The following is a 17,192-nucleotide window of genomic DNA, read 5'->3' as shown; positions in this document are numbered from 1 at the left end:
AGCCAGTACGTCTCTATTCGCTACACCGAGCGGCTGGCAGAGGCCGGCATTGAGCCCTCAGTTGGCAGCAAGGGCGATAGCTACGACAACGCCTTGGCCGAAACCATCAACGGGCTGTACAAGGCCGAGCTGATTTACCGTCAATCATGGAAGAGCCGCGAAGCTGTTGAGATGGCGACTTTGAAATGGGTGCACTGGTACAACCACCAACGCTTGCTGAGCTCAATCGGATATATCCCGCCCGCGGAGGCTGAGGCAAACTTCTACCAGCAACAAGCAGGTCAGGCCATGGCGGCCTGACTTAAACGAAACGGCCTCTACAAAAGCCGGGGCGATTCACAGCACCAACGCAAACGGCGCTTAGGAGGCGCCACAACTCACCAGGGGTCATGAGATAGACATCCTTATCTAAAGAATGGCAGCACGCTATCACTGGCACTCAGAAGCCCCAAGGATCAGGACGAAAAATCCATGTCTGAAGGCGTAGAAGTCCGCGGAAATAGTATCCGCATTTACTTCCGATACGAGGGCGAGCTTTGCCGGGAACCGATTCCCGGCCCGGCCACGCCGGCGAACATCGCCAACGCCGAGCGCATAGTCGGCGTCATCCAGTACGAGATCGAGGCCGGCACCTTCAGCTACGCCCGGCACTTCCCGGATTCGCCCAGGATCCAGACCAATACCTTTGGCCACTACATCGACCTCTGGCTGGGTATCAAGCGCAACCAGATGGCCGCTTCTGGCATCCGCAGCCATGAAAGCCGGATCGAGCACCACGTACGCCCGCGCTGGGGACACGTCCACGCCGACCAGATCGACCACCTGGACCTGCAGGTGTGGATCCAGGGCACGCTGATGCCCAAGCTGCATAACAAGACGGTGCGCGAGATCCTGAGCATCGTTCGGCAGGTCTTCCGTCTCTATCGCACCAGGAACAGATCGGCGCACGACCCTACGGACGGCATCGTGGTATCGCTGCCGGACTCGGACGACCCCGATCCTTTCACCCGGGAGGAGATCGATCTGATCCTTGGCACGGAATCCGATCGCGCCCAGGAGCTGAACCTTGCGCAGTTCATGATCTGGACGGGGCCGAGGGTGTCGGAGGCCATTTCGCTGGCCTGGGAGGACGTGGACCTGGTCGCCGGCACCGTGCGGTTCCGGCGGGCCAGGGTGCGGAGCAAGTACAAGGTCACCAAGACGCGCCGCTCAACGCGAGAGGTGCGCCTTCTCGCCCCGGCGCTCAGGGCACTTCAGGCGCAGGTAAAACTGACAGGCAACCTGAAACCGGTAGAGATCGAGGTGACGGAGCGAGACAACCGGACAATCCGGCGACAGAAGGTACGGTTCGTCTTCCACAACGGCGGTACCGGCCAGCCCTATTCGACCTCGGACAACCTGCGAAACGGCTGGTGGAAAATTCATCTAAAGAAGGCCGGCGTGCGCTACCGCGGCCCGAACCAGTGCCGGCACACCTTTGCCAGCCAGATCCTCAGCAGCAGCGTGGCCTCACCAGAGTGGATCGCCGACCAGTTGGGGCACAGCTCCACGGCCATGGTCTTCAAGCACTACGCCAAATTCATCAGCAAGGACGGCCCCGACATCGTGGGCATGCTGAACCGCGCCCTGGACCTCTAAAACGACACTGGGGGCCTCTCTTTCGAGCAGGCCCCCAGTGGTCTATTGTTCCCAAAGTGTTCCCAAAACGCTCCCATTTGGCGTTTTCAGGAATATTTTTCCTTTGAAATCAATTAGTTAGATGGCGGAGGCGGTGAGATTCGAACTCACGGAAGAGTCTCCCCTTCGGCGGTTTTCAAGACCGCTGCCTTAAACCACTCGGCCACACCTCCGCTTGCGCGGGGCGCCATAGTACCGGAACGCAACACGCTGTCAAACTCTTGCATTTGGCCCTTCTCACGCCTCTGATAATATCCAGGTCTGACCAAGGTCACGGAAACCAATCTCGGGAGTGTCGCGATGAACGAACAGAACTTTGCCCTCAACCCTGCGCAGGCGGAGCAGCTGGAAGTCAGCCGCATCCTGCGCAACACGTACGGGCTTCTGGCCCTGACCCTTGCGTTCAGCGGTTTGGTTGCCTACGTCGCCCAGCAGATGCGCGTGCCCTACCCCAGCATCTTTGTGGTGCTGATCGGTTTCTACGGGCTGTTCTTCCTCACCGTGAAGCTGCGTGATTCGGCCTGGGGTCTCGTGTCCACCTTCGCGCTGACCGGCTTCATGGGCTACACCCTGGGTCCGATCCTCAATATGTATCTCGGCATGCCCAACGGCGGCGAGGTGGTCAGCTCGGCCTTCGCCATGACCGCCCTGGTGTTCTTCGGCTTGTCGGCGTACGTGCTCACCACTCGCAAGGACATGAGTTTCCTTGGCGGTTTCATCACCGCCGGGTTCTTCGTCCTGATCGGTGCCATGCTGGCCAGCTTCTTTTTCAACATCAGCGGCCTGCAACTGGCGATCAGCGCTGGTTTCGTGGTGTTCTCGTCGGTCTGCATCCTGTACCAGACCAGCGCCATCATCCATGGCGGCGAGCGCAACTACATCATGGCCACCATCAGCCTGTACGTTTCCATCTACAACCTGTTCATTAGCCTGCTGCAACTGATTGGCGTATTCAGCAGCGACGATTGATCGCCAACCAACTCCTCGGACTAGCCCGCTTCGGCGGGCTTTTTTCTGTCCGGGCGGGAAAAAGAACGCGTCTGGCCTTATCATTCCAGCAGTTTTCCCGTCATCCGAGCGACCATGAAATTCGCCATCGCCCTCTTTGCGCCACCCCATGCGCCCTCCTCGCGTCGCGCCCTGCGCTTCGCTGAAGCCTGCCTGGCCGGCGGGCACGAAATCGTCCGCTTGTTCTTTTATCAGGATGGTGTGCATAGCGCCTCCGCCAATGTCGTCGCCCCGCAAGATGAACCCAACCTCTCCGCGGAATGGAGCGAGTTCGTACGCAAGCACGAGTTGGACGGCGTGGTCTGCATTGCGGCGGCACTGCGCCGCGGCGTGCTGAACCAGGAAGAAGCGCAGCGCTATGAACGGCCCGCGGCGAACCTGGCCGAAGGCTGGGAACTGTCCGGCCTGGGCCAGCTTCATGAAGCTGCCCAGATGGCCGACCGCCTGGTCAGCTTCGGAGGCAACTGAGATGAAATCCATGCTGATCATCAGTCGCCAGGCGCCCTGGAGCGGCCCCGGCGCCCGCGAAGCGCTGGACATCGCCCTTGCAGGTGGCGCCTTCGATTTGCCCCTCGGCTTGCTGTTCCTCGACGACGGGGTCTTCCAACTTGTCGCCCAGCAGCAGCCGACGGCACTCCAGCAGAAGGACCTGACCGCCAACCTCCAGGCGCTCCCCCTGTTCGGCGTGGAGTCGCTCTACGCCTCTGCGCGCAGCCTGCAGGAGCGTGGCCTGGACAATGCCACCCTGAACCTCACGGTAGATGTCCTCGACGACAGCGCCCTGACCACTCTTATCGACCGCTACGACCAGGTGCTCACTCTCTGATGGCCACCCTGCACATCCTCTCTCACTCTCCCTTTGCCGACAGCCGGATGGGTAGCTGCCTGCGTCTGCTGGGAGCTGGCGACGGCCTGCTGCTCAGTGGTGATGCCGTCTATGCCCTTCAACCTGGCAGCATCGCTCGCCAGGCTCTGGAGTTGATGCCCGACTCCGTCACCCTGCATGCACTCGCCGAAGACCTGGACGCCCGCACCCTGACTGATCTGCCGGAGCGCCTGAACGCGGTGGATTACCCGGCCTTCATCGCGTTGTGCTGTCACTACGACAAGGTGAATAGTTGGCTATGAGCGAATTGCTGATAGAAGGCCACAGCATCCCGCTTGACAAGGACGGCTACCTTCAAGAGCTGACTGACTGGAGTCCAGCGGTGGCCAATGCCCTAGCTGCCCGCGAAGAGCTGGAACTGCAGCCGGAGCACTGGGAAATCATCGAACTGCTGCGCGGTTTCTATACCGAGTTCCAGCTCTCTCCGGCCAACCGTCCGCTGGTCAAGTACGTGGCGCAGAAGCTCGGCCCGGACAAGGGTAACAGCCTGCACCTCAATCGCCTCTTCAAAGGCGCGCCGGCCAAGCTTGCCGCCAAGCTCGCCGGCCTACCGAAGCCGACCAACTGCCTATGAATCTCGTCACCCCACCGGAACATCCCTTCGCCCAATTCGTCCGAATACTCGGCAAGGGCAAGCGCGGCGCACGCAATATGACCCGCGAGGAAGCCCGCGAAGCCATGGGCATGCTCCTCGACGGCGAAGTTGAAGACACTCAGCTCGGCGCCTTCCTCATGCTCCTGCGGCACAAGGAAGAAAACGCCGAGGAACTGGCCGGCTTCACCGAAGCCTTCCGGCAACGGAACCTGGCACCACAAATTCCCGTCGACCTGGATTGGCCGAGCTACGCCGGTAAAAAGCGACATCTGCCCTGGTACCTGTTGGCTGCCAAGGCGCTTGCCGATAGAGGTGTGCGCATCCTACTCCACGGTGGCGGCGCCCATACGGCTGGCCGTCTCTACAGTGAACAGCTACTGGAACTGCTGGACATTCCGCTTTGCCAGGACTGGCAACAAGTGGCCAATGCCCTCGACGAGCGCCGACTGGCGTTCATTCCACTGGGCGCCTGGGCACCACAACTTCAACGCATGATCGACCTGCGTAACACGCTTGGCCTGCGCTCGCCCATCCACTCCCTTGCCCGCATCCTCAATCCGCTCGGCGCCCGCTGCGGCCTGCAGAGCATCTTCCACCCGGGCTACCAGGCGGAACACCGCGAAGCCAGCCGGCTACTGAGCGATCACGCCATCGTGATCAAGGGGGAAGGCGGTGAAGTCGAAGTCAATCCCGATGGCACCTGCCACCTCTACGGAACCACCGATGGCAACGCCTGGGACGAAGAATGGCCGCCGCTCTCCGCGCAACGCCACGTAAAGCCGGACAGCCTGGACCCCAACCAGTTGGTCGCCGTATGGCGCGGCGAAAGCGAAGATGATTACGGCCGTCTGGCCGTTCGCTCCACCATGGCCCTTGCCCTACGCGGCCTGGGCTCAACACGAGAAGAGGCCTTTGCCGAAGCTGATCGACTCTGGGCGGAGCGCAAGATATCGATCTGACTGATCGTTAGAACCACGAAATTGCGCTTTTCCATCGAAGCGCCATCGATAAACTGGCTCCAGAACCCCACCTCGGAGACCAACCATGGGCCTGCTGATCGATGGAAAATGGCATGACAAGTGGTACGACACCGCCAAGGACGGCCGCTTTCAACGTGAAAGCGCGCGGCGACGGAACTGGATCACTACCGACGGTTCGCCTGGCCCTTCAGGTATCGGCGGCTTCCCCGCCGAATCGGGCCGCTATCACCTCTACGTATCCCTTGCCTGCCCGTGGGCACACCGAACCCTGATCTTCCGCAAGCTGAAGGGCCTGGAATCACTGATCGACGTATCGGTGGTGAGCTGGCTGATGCTGGAGCAAGGCTGGACTTTCGACCCGCAATTCGGCTCGACGGGAGACAAGCTGGACGGACTGGCGTACCTGCATCAGCGCAATACGCGGGACAGCCCCAACTACAGCGGCCGTGTGACAGTGCCGCTGCTGTGGGACAAGCAGACCGACAGCATCGTCAGCAATGAATCATCCGAGATCATCAGGATGTTCAACGGCGCATTCGATCACCTGACCGGCAACCACCTGAACTTCTATCCGCAAGCACTGCGCCCCGAGATCGATGCGCTCAACGAACGTATCTACCCGGCCGTAAACAACGGCGTCTATCGCGCTGGCTTCGCCACTACCCAGGACGCCTACGAAGAAGCTTTCCACGCCCTGTTCGACGAACTGGATCAACTGGATGCACTCCTGGAAACACGACGCTATCTGACGGGTGAGCGAGTCACAGAAGCGGATTGGCGTCTGTTCACCACCTTGATCCGCTTCGACGCTGTTTACCACGGCCACTTCAAGTGCAACCTGCGGCGCCTGGAGGACTACCCCAACCTCTCAGGTTGGCTGCGCGAGCTGTACCAATGGCCGGGCGTTGCAGAGACGGTGAACTTCACCCATATCAAGCACCACTACTACGCCAGCCATCGCACGATAAATCCCACGGGCGTGGTGCCTCTGGGTCCGAGACAGGACTTCAACCGCCCCCATGGTCGTGGGCATCTGAAAGCACGGCCAGTGGCGTTGAGGGATCAGACCCCGGCCTGACCGCCCTCGAACCAGGCCAACTTGTCGCGCAGGGTTACCACTTCGCCCACGATCACCAGGGTGGGGGCGTGGACCTCGTGCTCAGCCACCAGTTGCGGCAGGTTGGCCAGCGTTCCGGTAAATACGCGCTGACGGCTGGTGGTGCCTTGCTGCACCAGCGCTGCCGGAGTTTCGGCGGCGCGACCATGCTTGATCAGTTGCTCGCAAATCAACGGTAGACCCACCAGCCCCATGTAGAAGACCAGAGTCTGGCCAGGTGCGGTCAAATCCCTCCAGGGAAGATCGCAACTGCCATCCTTCAGGTGGCCAGTGACGAATCGCACGGATTGCGCATAGTCGCGGTGAGTCAGCGGAATACCGGCATAGGCAGAGCAGCCGGAAGCAGCAGTGATGCCAGGCACGACCTGGAAGGGAATGCCATTGGCTGCCAGCTCTTCGATCTCTTCGCCACCCCGACCAAAGATGAAGGGGTCACCGCCCTTCAGGCGCAATACACGCTTACCCATCTTGGCCTGTTCGATCAGCAGGCGATTGATTTCATCCTGAGGCAAGGCATGGTCGGCGCGGCGCTTGCCTACATAGATGCGCTCGGCATCACGGCGGCAGAGTTCGATGATGGCCGGCGCGACGAGACGGTCGTAGAGCACCACATCGGCCTGCTGCATCAAGCGCAAGGCGCGGAAGGTCAGCAAGTCAGGATCTCCCGGCCCCGCCCCCACCAGATAAACCTCACCCAGGGCCTTGGGAGCGCCTCCGGCAACTCGTTCAGCCAGCAGACGTTCAGCTTCAGCGCCCTGCCCGGCCAGCATGCGCTCGGCCACTGGCCCCTGGAAAACCTCCTCCCAGAACACCCGACGTTGCTGCACATCAGGAAGCAGGGTCTTTACCTGGTTGCGGAACTTCTTCGCCAAACCGGCCAGTTGACCGTAAGCGGCGGGAATCCAGGTTTCGATCTTGGCACGGATCAACCGCGCCAGGACGGGGGCGTCACCGGCGCTGGAAACTGCAACTATCAGCGGCGAACGGTCGACGATAGCGGGAAAGATCACGCTGCAGAGTTTGGGGGCATCCACCACGTTGACGGGAATGCCGCGCGCCTGGGCCTGGCCCGACACTTCGGCATTCAACGCTTGGTCATCACTGGCCGCGATTGCCAGCACACAGGCATCAAGGTCCACAACCTGGTACCCGCGCAAATGGGATTCACCGCCACTCTGCTCGACCATTTCCAACAGTTGCGCGTCGATCTGCGGCGCAACCACCCGTAGTCGCGCACCGGCATCCGCCAACAGACGCGCCTTGCGCAGGGCCACTTCGCCCCCACCGACCACGAGCACCTGGCGCCCTTGAAGATTGTGGAACAGCGGGAGGAATTCCATAGCAGCGCCTTCTAGCAATAACGGGTGGAGGTAGAGCTTGAACGGCCACCGCCCGCGTGCAGCCTGGCTGCGACGCGGGCGGTTGGGCGCTCCATTGCCCCTGCCTGGCAGGGGGCGGGCAATCAGCCGATGACTTCGATACCACCCATGTAGGGCTTGAGCACATCGGGCACACGGATGCTGCCATCAGCCTGCTGATAGTTCTCCAGCACGGCGACCAAGGTACGGCCGACGGCGAGGCCGGAGCCATTCAGGGTGTGTACCAGTTCGGGCTTGCCGGTTTCCGGGTTACGGTAGCGCGCCTGCATGCGGCGGGCCTGAAAGTCGCCGCAGTTGGAGCAGGAAGAAATCTCGCGGTACTTATCCTGGCTCGGCACCCAGACTTCCAGGTCGTAGGTCTTGGTGGCGCTGAAGCCCATGTCACCGGTGCAGAGGGCCAACACGCGGTACGGCAGCTCGAGCAGTTGCAGCACACGCTCGGCGTTGGCGGTCATACCTTCCAGAGCCTCGAAGGACTTGGACGGCTCGACGATCTGCACCATCTCAACCTTGTCGAACTGATGCTGACGGATCATGCCGCGAGTGTCGCGACCCGAGGCACCGGCCTCGCTGCGGAAGCACGGTGTATGGGCAACAAACTTGATCGGCAGTTGTTTGGCATCGACGATCTCGCCGGAGACGATATTGGTCAGGGACACTTCGGCGGTCGGGATCAGGTAGAAATCCGCCTCGTTTTCACGGGAGATCTTGAACAGGTCTTCCTCGAACTTCGGCAGCTGACCAGTGCCCTGCAGTGCCGGAGCCTGAACCAGGTAAGGCGTGTAGGCCTCCTCGTATCCGTGGTCGGTGACGTGCAGGTTGATCATGAACTGCGCCAGGGCACGATGCAGGCGGGCGATGGGGCCGCGCAGCAGGGCGAAACGCGCGCCGGATAGCTTGGCGGCGGTTTCGAAGTCCAGCCAGCCATACTGCTCGCCCAAGGCTACGTGGTCCTTGACCTCAAAATCGAAGTTGCGCGGAGTACCCCAGCGGCGCACTTCAACATTGCCCTCCTCGTCCTCGCCTACGGGCACGGACTCATGGGGCAGGTTCGGGATATTCAGCAGCAGGTTGTCCAGCTCGACCTGGATGCTCTCCAGTTCGCGCTTACCCTCTTCCAGCTCACTGCCCATGCGGTCCACATCGGCCAGCAGCGGTGCGATGTCTTCACCGCGCTGCTTGGCCTGGCCAATGGACTTGGAACGGCTATTGCGCTCGGCCTGCAGCTGTTCGGTACGGGTCTGCACGGACTTGCGCTGGTTCTCCAGCGCTTCCAGGCGCGCTACATCCAATTCAAAGCCGCGGGTGGCAAGGCGTTCCGCGATTTCCCGGGGCTGGGTGCGGACCAGTTTGGCATCGAGCATGTCAGGTTCTCGTCTCTCAGATTTTCGTCAGTATCAGGCCGGCCCACGTGGCGAGCAGGCCACCCAGCACGCTCAACGCTGCGTAGCCAAGGGCCAGTGGCAGCTGGCCGCTTTCCAGCAGGCGCAGCGTGTCGAGGGAAAAGGATGAAAAAGTCGTCAGGCCGCCCAGGAATCCCACCATTAGGCCGGAACGGATTTCCACCGGCACTTCAGGGCGTAACAGGAACAAGCCATATAAATAGCCGATCAACAAGCAACCGACGATATTGACCGCAAGGGTACCGGCGTAGAAGTACCGTGGCCAGTAGCTCGCGACCAGATTGCCAGTAGCGAATCGCAGCAACGTGCCCGCCGTACCACCAGCGGCGACAGCAAGAATCAGTCCGATCACTATTTTCTCCGTTGCCAGGGGCTGTTGCGATCGAGGTTGTGCAAATGCTGCAGCTTGTCGCGAATCTTCAGCTCCAAGCCACGGGGCACCGGCTGATAGTACTGGCGAGGCTCAAGCTGCTCGGGAAAATAGTCCTCCCCCGCCGCGTAAGCATCGGGCTCGTCGTGGGCGTAACGGTACTCCTCGCCATAACCCAGCTGTTTCATCAGCTTGGTCGGTGCATTGCGCAGGTGCAGCGGCACCTCAAGCGAACCGTTTTCAGCGGCATCGCGCATAGCGGCCTTGAATGCCATGTAGACAGCGTTGCTCTTCGGTGCACAGGCCAGGTAGGTAATCGCCTGGGCAACCGCCAACTCGCCTTCGGGGCTGCCAAGACGCTCCTGCACATCCCAGGCCGACAGGCACAGACCAAGGGCTCTCGGGTCGGCGTTGCCGATGTCTTCGCTGGCCATCCGCACCACACGCCGGGCGAGGTAGAGCGGATCGCAGCCGCCATCGAGCATGCGCGCATACCAGTAAAGCGCGGCATCCGGATCAGAACCACGCACCGACTTGTGCAGGGCGGAAATCTGGTCGTAGAACGCCTCCCCGCCCTTGTCGAAGCGGCGACGGCTATCGCCCAGCAGGTTCTGCAACAGTTCCACCCCGATCTCACCGCCGTCTTCGGCGAGGTCGGAGGCATTCTCCAGCAGGTTGAGCAGGCGTCGACCGTCACCATCCGCAGCAGCCATCAGGATGGAAAAACTCTCGTCCGGCAGGCTCAGCTTACGCGTGCCAAGCCCCTTGTCCTCGTTCAACGCACGCACCACCAGCTTGCGCAAGGCAGCCTCATCCAGGCTCTTCAACACATAGACCCGCGCCCGAGAAAGCAGCGCGTTATTGAGCTCGAAGGACGGATTTTCGGTGGTAGCACCGATAAAAATCAGGGTGCCGTCTTCCACATAGGGCAGGAAGGCGTCTTGTTGGGATTTGTTGAAACGGTGCACCTCGTCCACGAATAGGATGGTACGGCGCCCATACTGAGCAGCTTGCTGCTTGGCAACTTCAACCGAATGCCGGATTTCCTTGACCCCGGAGAGCACAGCAGAAATGGTTTCGAAGTGGGCGTCGGTGACCTGGGCCAGCAACTTGGCCAGGGTCGTCTTGCCGACCCCAGGCGGCCCCCAGAAGATCATTGAGTGCAGTGCACCCTGCTCCAACGCCTCACGCAGGGGCTTGCCCGGCGCCAGCAAGTGCTCCTGGCCTACGTACTCATCCAGGCTGGCAGCACGCAGGCGCGCCGCCAGAGGCTGGGCGATGGGTTCGGAGCGGAAGAGGTCCATGGGCGTTACAGCTTATTCCTGGATGACGTCGGCGCCTTCCGGGATCTTGAAGTTGAACTGCGCGGCATCGATCGCCTGGTTCATCTTGACCCCAAGGAAGAGGATGTTGGTGCGCTGGCCGACGCTGTCGATCAGTTGCATGTCGTTGATTACACCGTTGCGGAATGACAGGCGCAGGGTATCGAACAGAGTGTCCTTGGCCTTGGGCTTGAGGATGAAGTCCACCACGTCGCCGCCCTCTTTGTGTGTGATGTCGAAGTTCTCACTGATCTTCGAGACATCGCCGGACAGCAGCAGCGCCGGAGTGTGGGTCAGGCGCTGATCCAGAGTCTGGATGGTTACCTGCTGCAGGTCTGGGTCGTACAGCCACACCTTCTCTCCGTTGGACACCAGCAATTGCTCCATCGGCGCATCGGTATGCCAGCGGAACAGGCCCGGCCGCTTCAGCGAGAGTTCGCCGGAGGTTTCTTGCAGTTGAGTACCGGAACCATCCAGGGTCAGCTGAGAGAAACGACCACTGATGGTCTGGGCCTTGTTCAGCATTTCGGTCAGGCGGCTGATGGCCACCTCGTCGTCGGCGTGGACATTCAGGGCCGCCAGGCCAAGTACCGCCACCATGAGCATGCGGATCAGTCGCATGGAAATCCTCGTCAAAAATCCGTTTCGGTTCAGTCTCGCACCGGTGCCGGCGCAGTGACTTCGCGCGACCCGTTGCCATTCATGGGGCTCACCACCCCAGCTATTTCCATCGCCTCGATCATGCGCGCGGCGCGGTTGTAGCCAATCTTCAGTTTGCGCTGAACTGCGGAAATCGATGCGCGACGGCTTTCGGTAACGAAGCGTACAGCCTCGTCGTAGAGCGGGTCGTCCTCGCTGCCCTCGCTGCCGCCTTCGCTGCCCTCGCCACCAGAGAAGCTGCCGCCGCCCTCTTCCGCGCCAGCTAGGATGTCTTCGATGTAGTCCGGTGCGCCGCGTAGCTTCCAGGCCTCCACCACACGATGCACTTCGTCGTCGGAAACGAAGGCGCCATGGACGCGGATCGGCAAGCCGGTGCCCGGCGGCAGGTAAAGCATGTCGCCGTGACCAAGCAGCTGCTCCGCGCCACCCTGGTCGAGAATGGTGCGCGAGTCGATCTTGCTGGACACCTGGAACGCCATGCGAGTCGGGATGTTGGCTTTGATCAGACCGGTGATCACATCCACCGATGGGCGTTGGGTGGCGAGGATCAGGTGGATGCCGGCGGCACGTGCCTTCTGGGCGATGCGGGCGATCAGCTCTTCGACCTTCTTGCCGACGATCATCATCATGTCGGCGAACTCGTCGACAACGACCACGATGGTTGGCAGTGTCTTAAGCAGCGGCGCTTCGTCTTCCATGCTCTCGCGGCGATAGAGCGGGTCGGTCAACGGAGTGCCCGCTTCCTCGGCATCCTTCACCTTCCGGTTGAAGCCCGCCAGGTTCCGCACTCCCATGGCGGCCATCAGCTTGTAGCGCCGCTCCATCTCGGCAACGCTCCAGCGCAGGGCGTTGGCAGCCTCCTTCATGTCGGTAACCACCGGACAAAGCAGGTGCGGGATGCCTTCGTAGATGGACAACTCCAACATCTTCGGGTCGATCATGATCATCCGCGCCTGCTCGGGCGTGGACTTGAACAGAATCGACAGGATCATGGCATTCACGCCCACCGACTTACCGGAGCCAGTGGTACCCGCCACCAACAGGTGGGGCATCTTGGCCAGGTCAGTGATGATCGGCTTGCCACCGATATCATGACCCAGGGCCAGAGTGACCGGCGACTTGGCGTCGTCATACTCAGGCGAAGAAAGCACCTCGGAGAAACGCACGATCTGGCGATCCTCGTTGGGTATCTCGATACCAACGGTGGTCTTGCCTGGAATCACCTCCACCACGCGGACGCTGATCACCGCCAGGGAGCGGGCCAGGTCTTTCGCCAGGTTGGAGATGCGGCTGACCTTCACGCCTGCGGCCGGCTGAATCTCGAAGCGAGTAATCACCGGGCCTGGATGGACCGATTCCACGATCACTTCGACGCCGAATTCCTTCAGCTTGATTTCCAGTAGGCGTGACATGGCCTCCAGAGACTCCGGAGAGAAACTTTTCTGCTTCTTCTCGGCGGCATCGAGAATGGAAATGGGCGGCAAAGTGCCTTCGATAGCCGTATCGACGAACAGCGGAGCTTGCTTCTCCTTCTGCACACGCTTGCTCGCCTCGGCCGGCTTGGGCGGCGGCGGCGGTGCTATGACTGGGGCCGGGCGCTTCTCGCGCTCGGTCATGTGCTTGGTGAGGGCCTCCTCGCGCTCAATCAGGCGCTCCTTGACCTTGGCCTGCTCGCGGCGGTCTGGCACGACCGGCGCGGCGACTTCGTTCACACGCACATCGACTTCACGCAGCTTGGCCACCAGTTGCTTGCGTTCCAGGCGCGCGCTCCACCAACGGTTGACGGCATTCTGGATGAGCTCGAAGAGGTCAAGGGTGATCTTGCCGGTCAAGTCCATGACCTTGAACCAGGACAGGTCGGTGAACACGGTCAGGCCGAACAGGAAGAGTGCAAAGAACAGCAACGTGCTGCCCTGCACATTCAGGGCGTTGACCGCGAGATGGCTGAGACTCTCGCCCAGGGCACCACCGGCAGAGGCCGGCAGCCCGGCATGGTCCTGAAAGTGGATATCAGCCAACGCGGAGCCGGACAGTACCAGAAAGACCAGCCCGATCAGCCGCCAGGAGAACAACCAGCCGCTCCAGTCAATGGGCTCATGGCGATGACGGAAGACTTGCAGCGTCTTTATCGCCAGCAGCAGCGGAAAAACATAGGCGAAATAGCCAAGGGCCATGAACAGGATATCGGCGAACCAGGCACCCAGGCGGCCGGCAGCATTCTGTACCTGTTCGACGTTGCTGTTGTGGGTCCAGCCCGGATCGGAGGAATCGTAGGTGAGCAACGCCATCCACAGGTAGAGGCAGACTGCGCCTAGCGCGATCAACGCACCTTCCTTGAGGCGATAATGCAATTGCTGGCGCCAGACAGGGATCTGGGCTCTAGTCGTGGAATTCTTCAAAACGCGTCTTTTCCTGCGCCCGCGGCGCGTTCAAGAGTCGGTCGAGGGTAAAAGTCCGCTGGCAGTGCGCCATCACGGGCTCCAACCCATTCGGAACGTGGCCCATTGTACGGATTTGCCCGCGCGACGCCATGCGGGAACGGATTGTCGCTCCGGCGTTTTGGCGACGTCTCGCGCTTCGGTGTAGCATAGCCGCCAACGATTTGCGTAATGCTCAATTGGAGCATGCATTCTCTTTCGTGACAAAGACTTATGGAGCCTTTTTATGAGTGAAGTCAAGCATTCCCGATTGATCGTCCTGGGCTCCGGCCCGGCGGGCTACACCGCGGCCGTCTATGCCGCTCGCGCCAACCTCAAGCCGGTGGTCATCACTGGCATCCAGCCCGGCGGCCAACTGACCACCACTACCGAAGTGGACAACTGGCCGGGCGACATCGAAGGCCTCACCGGTCCTGCCCTGATGGAACGCATGCAAAAACATGCCGAGCGCTTCGACACCGAGATTGTCTACGACCACATCCACACCGCCGAGTTGCAGAAGCGCCCCTTCATCCTCAAGGGTGACAGCGGAACTTACAGCTGCGACGCGCTGATCATCGCCACCGGTGCCTCGGCCCAGTACCTCGGCCTGCCGTCCGAGGAAGCCTTCGCCGGCAAGGGCGTTTCCGCCTGCGCCACTTGCGACGGCTTCTTCTATCGCAACCAGGTGGTCTGCGTGGTCGGCGGCGGCAACACCGCGGTAGAGGAAGCCCTCTACCTGTCCAACATCGCCAAGGAAGTGCACCTGATCCACCGCCGCGAAAAGCTGCGCTCCGAAAAGATCCTCCAGGACAAGCTGTTCGAAAAAGCCGCCAATGGCAACGTGCGCCTGCACTGGAACCACACGCTGGATGAAGTGCTGGGCGACAACACCGGCGTGACCGGCGTGCGCCTGAAGAGCACTGCCGACGGCAGCACCAAGGAGCTGTCGCTGGCCGGCGTGTTCATTGCCATCGGCCACAAGCCGAACACCGATCTGTTCCAGGGTCAGCTGGAAATGCGCGACGGCTACCTGATCGTCCAGGGCGGCCTCGAAGGCAATGCCACGCTCACCAGCACCCCGGGCGTATTTGCAGCCGGCGACGTGGCCGACCACGTCTACCGCCAAGCCATTACCTCTGCTGGCTCAGGCTGCATGGCCGCACTGGACGCCGAAAAGTTCCTCGACGACAACTGACAGGCCAGGCGGGCCACCAGGCCCGCCCTCCCCTCCCCCATGCTGACCTGGTTACAACGAGACTCCCTCGAATTCCCGCCACTCGGGCGCGCCATGCGCGAACCCAACGGCCTGCTCGCAGCCGGCGGCGACCTTTCCCCAGAACGCCTGATTCAGGCGTATCGCCACGGCTGCTTCCCCTGGTATCAGGAAGGCCAGCCGATTCTCTGGTGGTCGCCCGACCCACGCACGGTGCTGGCACCCCAGGAAATTCACGTCTCCCGCAGCCTTGCCAAACTACTGCGGCAGGAACGCTTTCGCGTGACCTTCGACCAAGCCTTTGCTGCGGTGATCGAAGGCTGTGCCGGCCCGCGCGACTACGCTGACGGGACCTGGATCACCCCGGCGATGCAGGCCGCTTATCTTGAACTGCACCGCCGTGGCGTGGCTCACTCGGTCGAAGTCTGGCAACACGATGAACTAGTCGGCGGCCTTTATGGGCTGGCCATCGGCAAGCTGTTCTTCGGTGAATCCATGTTCAGCCGGACAGACAACGCGTCCAAGGTGGGCTTCGCCACCCTTGTGCACCACCTGCACCAATGGGGATTCGTGCTGATCGACTGCCAGATGCCCACCCAGCACCTGCAAAGCTTCGGCGCTCACACGATCAGCCGGGAAAAGTTTTCCCGCTACCTGCAGCTGTACCTTGATCAGCCGAACAACGCCGACTGGATCGCCTAGGCGAGCCTCGCAGGCTGACATACACTTGCTGAAGGGTTCTCCCGGGGGTTGATCATGACCGAGCTGGCTCGCCTCAAGTTTTATGCCACTCAACCGCATCCATGCAGCTACCTGCCCGAGGAGCAGGCCACCACGCTATTCCTCGACCCCAGCCAGCCCATGGACGTGGACGTCTATGCCGAACTGTCGGAAATGGGCTTTCGTCGCAGCGGCGATCACCTCTATCGCCCTCACTGCCAACGCTGCAATGCCTGCGTTCCAGCGCGCATCCCCGCCGACCAGTTCATTCCCAGCCGCCAGCAGAAGCGTATCCTCAAGCGCAACTCAGACTTGACCATAACCCCCGTACGCCCGGCCTTCACCGAGGAGTACTATGCGCTCTACGTCCGCTACATCGAGCAGCGCCACGCAGACGGCGACATGTACCCACCCAGCCGAGACCAGTTCTCCACGTTCCTGGTGCGCGACCTGCCCTTTTCCCGCTTCTATGAATTCCGCCTAATGGGCGACCTGAAAGCCGTGGCAGTCACTGACGTCTTACCCAACGGGCTGTCCGCGGTCTACACCTTCTACGACCCCGATGAGGAGCGACGCAGTCTTGGCCGCTATGCCATCCTCTGGCAGGTCGGCGAAAGCGCCCGTCTTGGCCTGCAGGCCGTCTATCTCGGCTACTGGATCAAGAACTGCAGAAAGATGAACTACAAGACCCAGTACCGCCCGATCGAACTCTTCGTCAATCAGCGCTGGGTAACACTTAGCTGAAGCCCTTGGCGAGCAGTGCTGTTTTCGGGCACAATGCACGCCGTTTTTGCCCGCCGCGCACTGCGACGGGCCCATCTCTGAATACCGAGGGCTTTACTGCATGTCGAAAGAAGACAGCTTCGAAATGGAAGGCACTGTCATCGACACCCTGCCCAACACCATGTTCCGTGTGGAGTTGGAAAATGGGCACGTCGTCACCGCGCACATTTCCGGCAAGATGCGCAAAAACTACATCCGCATTCTCACCGGGGACAAGGTTCGCGTCGAGCTGACGCCGTACGATCTGAGCAAGGGCCGCATCACCTACCGCGCTCGCTGATCGGAAGTCATAAAAAAGCCCGGCATCTCAGACTGTGTGAAAACCTAGCCGTCTGAGTCGAAGCTGAAGACAATGCCCGTATCGATCGATACGGGCATTGTCGTTTATGGGCTACATCCAGGGAGAGGCGCGCGGTCAGGACAGCCTGTTTCCGCCGTCGTTGGACGAGCTGGTTCCCGAAGACCACCTGGTGCGGGTGATCGAGGTCTACGTGGCGCGGCTGGATCTGCAGGTGCTGGGTTTCAGCAAGGCGCAGCCGGGTCGAACCGGGCGTCCGCCCTACGACCCGGCGGACCTGCTCAAGCTCTACCTGTACGGCTACTTCCAGCGCATCCGCTCTTCCCGTCGCCTGGAGGCCGAGTGCCGGCGCAATGTCGAG

20 protein-coding genes and 1 tRNA gene are annotated in these 17,192 nt (G+C 61.2%); 14 read left to right on the top strand and 7 right to left on the bottom strand.

What is annotated here, in order from left to right:
- Together G559_RS0123105 and G559_RS0123100 are read left to right on the top strand one after the other, a co-directional pair.
- A partial coding sequence (locus G559_RS0123105; protein ID WP_028630514.1) for an integrase core domain-containing protein occupies positions 1 to 300 on the top strand: 300 nt, incomplete at its 5' end.
- A gap of 171 nt (positions 301 to 471) precedes the next feature.
- Positions 472 to 1,638 (top strand): Arm DNA-binding domain-containing protein, encoded by a 1,167-nt coding sequence (locus tag G559_RS0123100; protein WP_028630513.1) that lies wholly within the window; start codon positions 472 to 474, stop codon positions 1,636 to 1,638.
- A gap of 122 nt (positions 1,639 to 1,760) precedes the next feature.
- On the opposite strand, the gene G559_RS0123095 is transcribed toward G559_RS0123100, so the two are convergent.
- Positions 1,761 to 1,850, bottom strand: a tRNA-Ser gene (locus G559_RS0123095).
- Positions 1,851 to 1,977: 127 nt separating this feature from the next.
- Between G559_RS0123095 and G559_RS0123090 the strand changes: the two genes are divergently transcribed.
- The 7 genes from G559_RS0123090 to G559_RS0123060 all read left to right on the top strand — a co-directional run bounded on the left by G559_RS0123090 (position 1,978) and on the right by G559_RS0123060 (position 6,224).
- Positions 1,978 to 2,646 (top strand): Bax inhibitor-1/YccA family protein, encoded by a 669-nt coding sequence (locus G559_RS0123090; RefSeq protein WP_028630512.1) that lies wholly within the window; start codon positions 1,978 to 1,980, stop codon positions 2,644 to 2,646.
- A 114-nt stretch (positions 2,647 to 2,760) separates the two neighbouring features.
- On the top strand, positions 2,761 to 3,153 hold the full coding sequence (gene tusD, locus G559_RS0123085; protein WP_028630511.1) for a sulfurtransferase complex subunit TusD: 393 nt from the start codon (positions 2,761 to 2,763) through the stop codon (positions 3,151 to 3,153).
- 1 nt (position 3,154) lies between these two features.
- Entirely contained in the window at positions 3,155 to 3,511 is a 357-nt protein-coding gene (gene tusC, locus G559_RS0123080) for a sulfurtransferase complex subunit TusC (protein WP_028630510.1), read from the top strand.
- Positions 3,511 to 3,813 carry a sulfurtransferase complex subunit TusB gene (tusB, locus tag G559_RS0123075; RefSeq protein WP_028630509.1) on the top strand — a complete coding sequence of 101 codons (303 nt, stop codon included), beginning with the start codon at positions 3,511 to 3,513 and terminating at the stop codon, positions 3,811 to 3,813. The genes tusC and tusB overlap by 1 nt, the downstream gene beginning before the upstream one ends.
- Positions 3,810 to 4,145 carry a TusE/DsrC/DsvC family sulfur relay protein gene (locus G559_RS0123070; RefSeq protein WP_028630508.1) on the top strand — a complete coding sequence of 112 codons (336 nt, stop codon included), beginning with the start codon at positions 3,810 to 3,812 and terminating at the stop codon, positions 4,143 to 4,145. Before tusB ends, G559_RS0123070 begins: the two co-directional genes overlap by 4 nt.
- Positions 4,142 to 5,125 carry a glycosyl transferase family protein gene (locus G559_RS0123065; protein ID WP_028630507.1) on the top strand — a complete coding sequence of 328 codons (984 nt, stop codon included), beginning with the start codon at positions 4,142 to 4,144 and terminating at the stop codon, positions 5,123 to 5,125. The genes G559_RS0123070 and G559_RS0123065 overlap by 4 nt, the downstream gene beginning before the upstream one ends.
- Positions 5,126 to 5,210: 85 nt before the next feature.
- Complete coding sequence (locus G559_RS0123060; RefSeq protein WP_028630506.1) at positions 5,211 to 6,224, top strand: glutathione S-transferase family protein; 1,014 nt, start codon at positions 5,211 to 5,213, stop codon at positions 6,222 to 6,224.
- Here G559_RS0123060 and cysG read toward each other — a convergent pair.
- The 6 genes from cysG to ftsK all read right to left on the bottom strand — a co-directional run bounded on the left by cysG (position 6,209) and on the right by ftsK (position 13,796).
- The gene (gene cysG / locus G559_RS0123055; protein WP_028630505.1) at positions 6,209 to 7,603 is read right to left on the bottom strand and encodes a siroheme synthase CysG; all 1,395 of its coding nucleotides are present in this window, start codon (positions 7,601 to 7,603) and stop codon (positions 6,209 to 6,211) included. The two genes, G559_RS0123060 and cysG, sit on opposite strands and share 16 nt — an antisense overlap.
- Before the next feature lie 122 nt (positions 7,604 to 7,725).
- On the bottom strand, positions 7,726 to 9,006 hold the full coding sequence (gene serS, locus G559_RS0123050) for a serine--tRNA ligase (RefSeq protein ID WP_028630504.1): 1,281 nt from the start codon (positions 9,004 to 9,006) through the stop codon (positions 7,726 to 7,728).
- Between the two features lie 16 nt (positions 9,007 to 9,022).
- Positions 9,023 to 9,397 (bottom strand): fluoride efflux transporter CrcB, encoded by a 375-nt coding sequence (crcB, locus tag G559_RS0123045; protein WP_028630503.1) that lies wholly within the window; start codon positions 9,395 to 9,397, stop codon positions 9,023 to 9,025.
- Complete coding sequence (locus G559_RS0123040) at positions 9,397 to 10,719, bottom strand: replication-associated recombination protein A (protein WP_028630502.1); 1,323 nt, start codon at positions 10,717 to 10,719, stop codon at positions 9,397 to 9,399. The genes crcB and G559_RS0123040 overlap by 1 nt, the downstream gene beginning before the upstream one ends.
- Before the next feature lie 12 nt (positions 10,720 to 10,731).
- Positions 10,732 to 11,358, bottom strand: coding sequence for an outer membrane lipoprotein chaperone LolA (lolA, locus tag G559_RS0123035; RefSeq protein WP_028630501.1), 627 nt, complete (start codon positions 11,356 to 11,358; stop codon positions 10,732 to 10,734).
- Between the two features lie 29 nt (positions 11,359 to 11,387).
- Complete coding sequence (ftsK, locus tag G559_RS0123030; protein ID WP_081668146.1) at positions 11,388 to 13,796, bottom strand: DNA translocase FtsK; 2,409 nt, start codon at positions 13,794 to 13,796, stop codon at positions 11,388 to 11,390.
- 265 nt (positions 13,797 to 14,061) lie between these two features.
- Between ftsK and trxB the strand changes: the two genes are divergently transcribed.
- From trxB to G559_RS0123000, 5 genes are all read left to right on the top strand, one after another.
- Entirely contained in the window at positions 14,062 to 15,012 is a 951-nt protein-coding gene (gene trxB, locus G559_RS0123020) for a thioredoxin-disulfide reductase (protein WP_028630499.1), read from the top strand.
- 39 nt (positions 15,013 to 15,051) lie between these two features.
- The gene (gene aat / locus G559_RS0123015) at positions 15,052 to 15,732 is read left to right on the top strand and encodes a leucyl/phenylalanyl-tRNA--protein transferase (RefSeq protein WP_028630498.1); all 681 of its coding nucleotides are present in this window, start codon (positions 15,052 to 15,054) and stop codon (positions 15,730 to 15,732) included.
- 54 nt (positions 15,733 to 15,786) lie between these two features.
- The gene (locus G559_RS0123010; protein ID WP_028630497.1) at positions 15,787 to 16,494 is read left to right on the top strand and encodes an arginyltransferase; all 708 of its coding nucleotides are present in this window, start codon (positions 15,787 to 15,789) and stop codon (positions 16,492 to 16,494) included.
- 100 nt (positions 16,495 to 16,594) lie between these two features.
- Positions 16,595 to 16,813: a translation initiation factor IF-1 gene (infA, locus tag G559_RS0123005; RefSeq protein WP_016492441.1), complete on the top strand. Its 219-nt coding sequence runs from the start codon at positions 16,595 to 16,597 to the stop codon at positions 16,811 to 16,813.
- 106 nt (positions 16,814 to 16,919) lie between these two features.
- On the top strand, positions 16,920 to 17,192 hold a 273-nt coding region (locus tag G559_RS0123000; protein ID WP_028630515.1), incomplete at its 3' end, for a transposase.

Source organism: Metapseudomonas resinovorans DSM 21078 (assembly GCF_000423545.1).
In the GTDB taxonomy this organism is placed as follows: Bacteria; Pseudomonadota; Gammaproteobacteria; order Pseudomonadales; family Pseudomonadaceae; genus Metapseudomonas; species Metapseudomonas resinovorans.
The sequence above is the reverse complement of the archived record's forward strand: the minus strand, read 5'-3'. Positions and strand labels throughout refer to the sequence as shown.

What these genes read in the sequence shown, in the direction of transcription:
- cysG (WP_028630505.1), bottom strand. Translation starts at nt 7,603, where the DNA reads ATGGAATTCCTCCCGCTGTTCCACAATCTTCAAGGGCGCCAGGTGCTC.
- G559_RS0123060 (WP_028630506.1), top strand. Translation starts at nt 5,211, where the DNA reads ATGGGCCTGCTGATCGATGGAAAATGGCATGACAAGTGGTACGACACC.
- aat (WP_028630498.1), top strand. Translation starts at nt 15,052, where the DNA reads ATGCTGACCTGGTTACAACGAGACTCCCTCGAATTCCCGCCACTCGGG.
- lolA (WP_028630501.1), bottom strand. Translation starts at nt 11,358, where the DNA reads ATGCGACTGATCCGCATGCTCATGGTGGCGGTACTTGGCCTGGCGGCC.
- G559_RS0123040 (WP_028630502.1), bottom strand. Translation starts at nt 10,719, where the DNA reads ATGGACCTCTTCCGCTCCGAACCCATCGCCCAGCCTCTGGCGGCGCGC.
- G559_RS0123090 (WP_028630512.1), top strand. Translation starts at nt 1,978, where the DNA reads ATGAACGAACAGAACTTTGCCCTCAACCCTGCGCAGGCGGAGCAGCTG.
- trxB (WP_028630499.1), top strand. Translation starts at nt 14,062, where the DNA reads ATGAGTGAAGTCAAGCATTCCCGATTGATCGTCCTGGGCTCCGGCCCG.
- tusB (WP_028630509.1), top strand. Translation starts at nt 3,511, where the DNA reads ATGGCCACCCTGCACATCCTCTCTCACTCTCCCTTTGCCGACAGCCGG.
- tusD (WP_028630511.1), top strand. Translation starts at nt 2,761, where the DNA reads ATGAAATTCGCCATCGCCCTCTTTGCGCCACCCCATGCGCCCTCCTCG.
- G559_RS0123100 (WP_028630513.1), top strand. Translation starts at nt 472, where the DNA reads ATGTCTGAAGGCGTAGAAGTCCGCGGAAATAGTATCCGCATTTACTTC.
- G559_RS0123010 (WP_028630497.1), top strand. Translation starts at nt 15,787, where the DNA reads ATGACCGAGCTGGCTCGCCTCAAGTTTTATGCCACTCAACCGCATCCA.
- tusC (WP_028630510.1), top strand. Translation starts at nt 3,155, where the DNA reads ATGAAATCCATGCTGATCATCAGTCGCCAGGCGCCCTGGAGCGGCCCC.
- serS (WP_028630504.1), bottom strand. Translation starts at nt 9,006, where the DNA reads ATGCTCGATGCCAAACTGGTCCGCACCCAGCCCCGGGAAATCGCGGAA.
- G559_RS0123070 (WP_028630508.1), top strand. Translation starts at nt 3,810, where the DNA reads ATGAGCGAATTGCTGATAGAAGGCCACAGCATCCCGCTTGACAAGGAC.
- infA (WP_016492441.1), top strand. Translation starts at nt 16,595, where the DNA reads ATGTCGAAAGAAGACAGCTTCGAAATGGAAGGCACTGTCATCGACACC.
- G559_RS0123065 (WP_028630507.1), top strand. Translation starts at nt 4,142, where the DNA reads ATGAATCTCGTCACCCCACCGGAACATCCCTTCGCCCAATTCGTCCGA.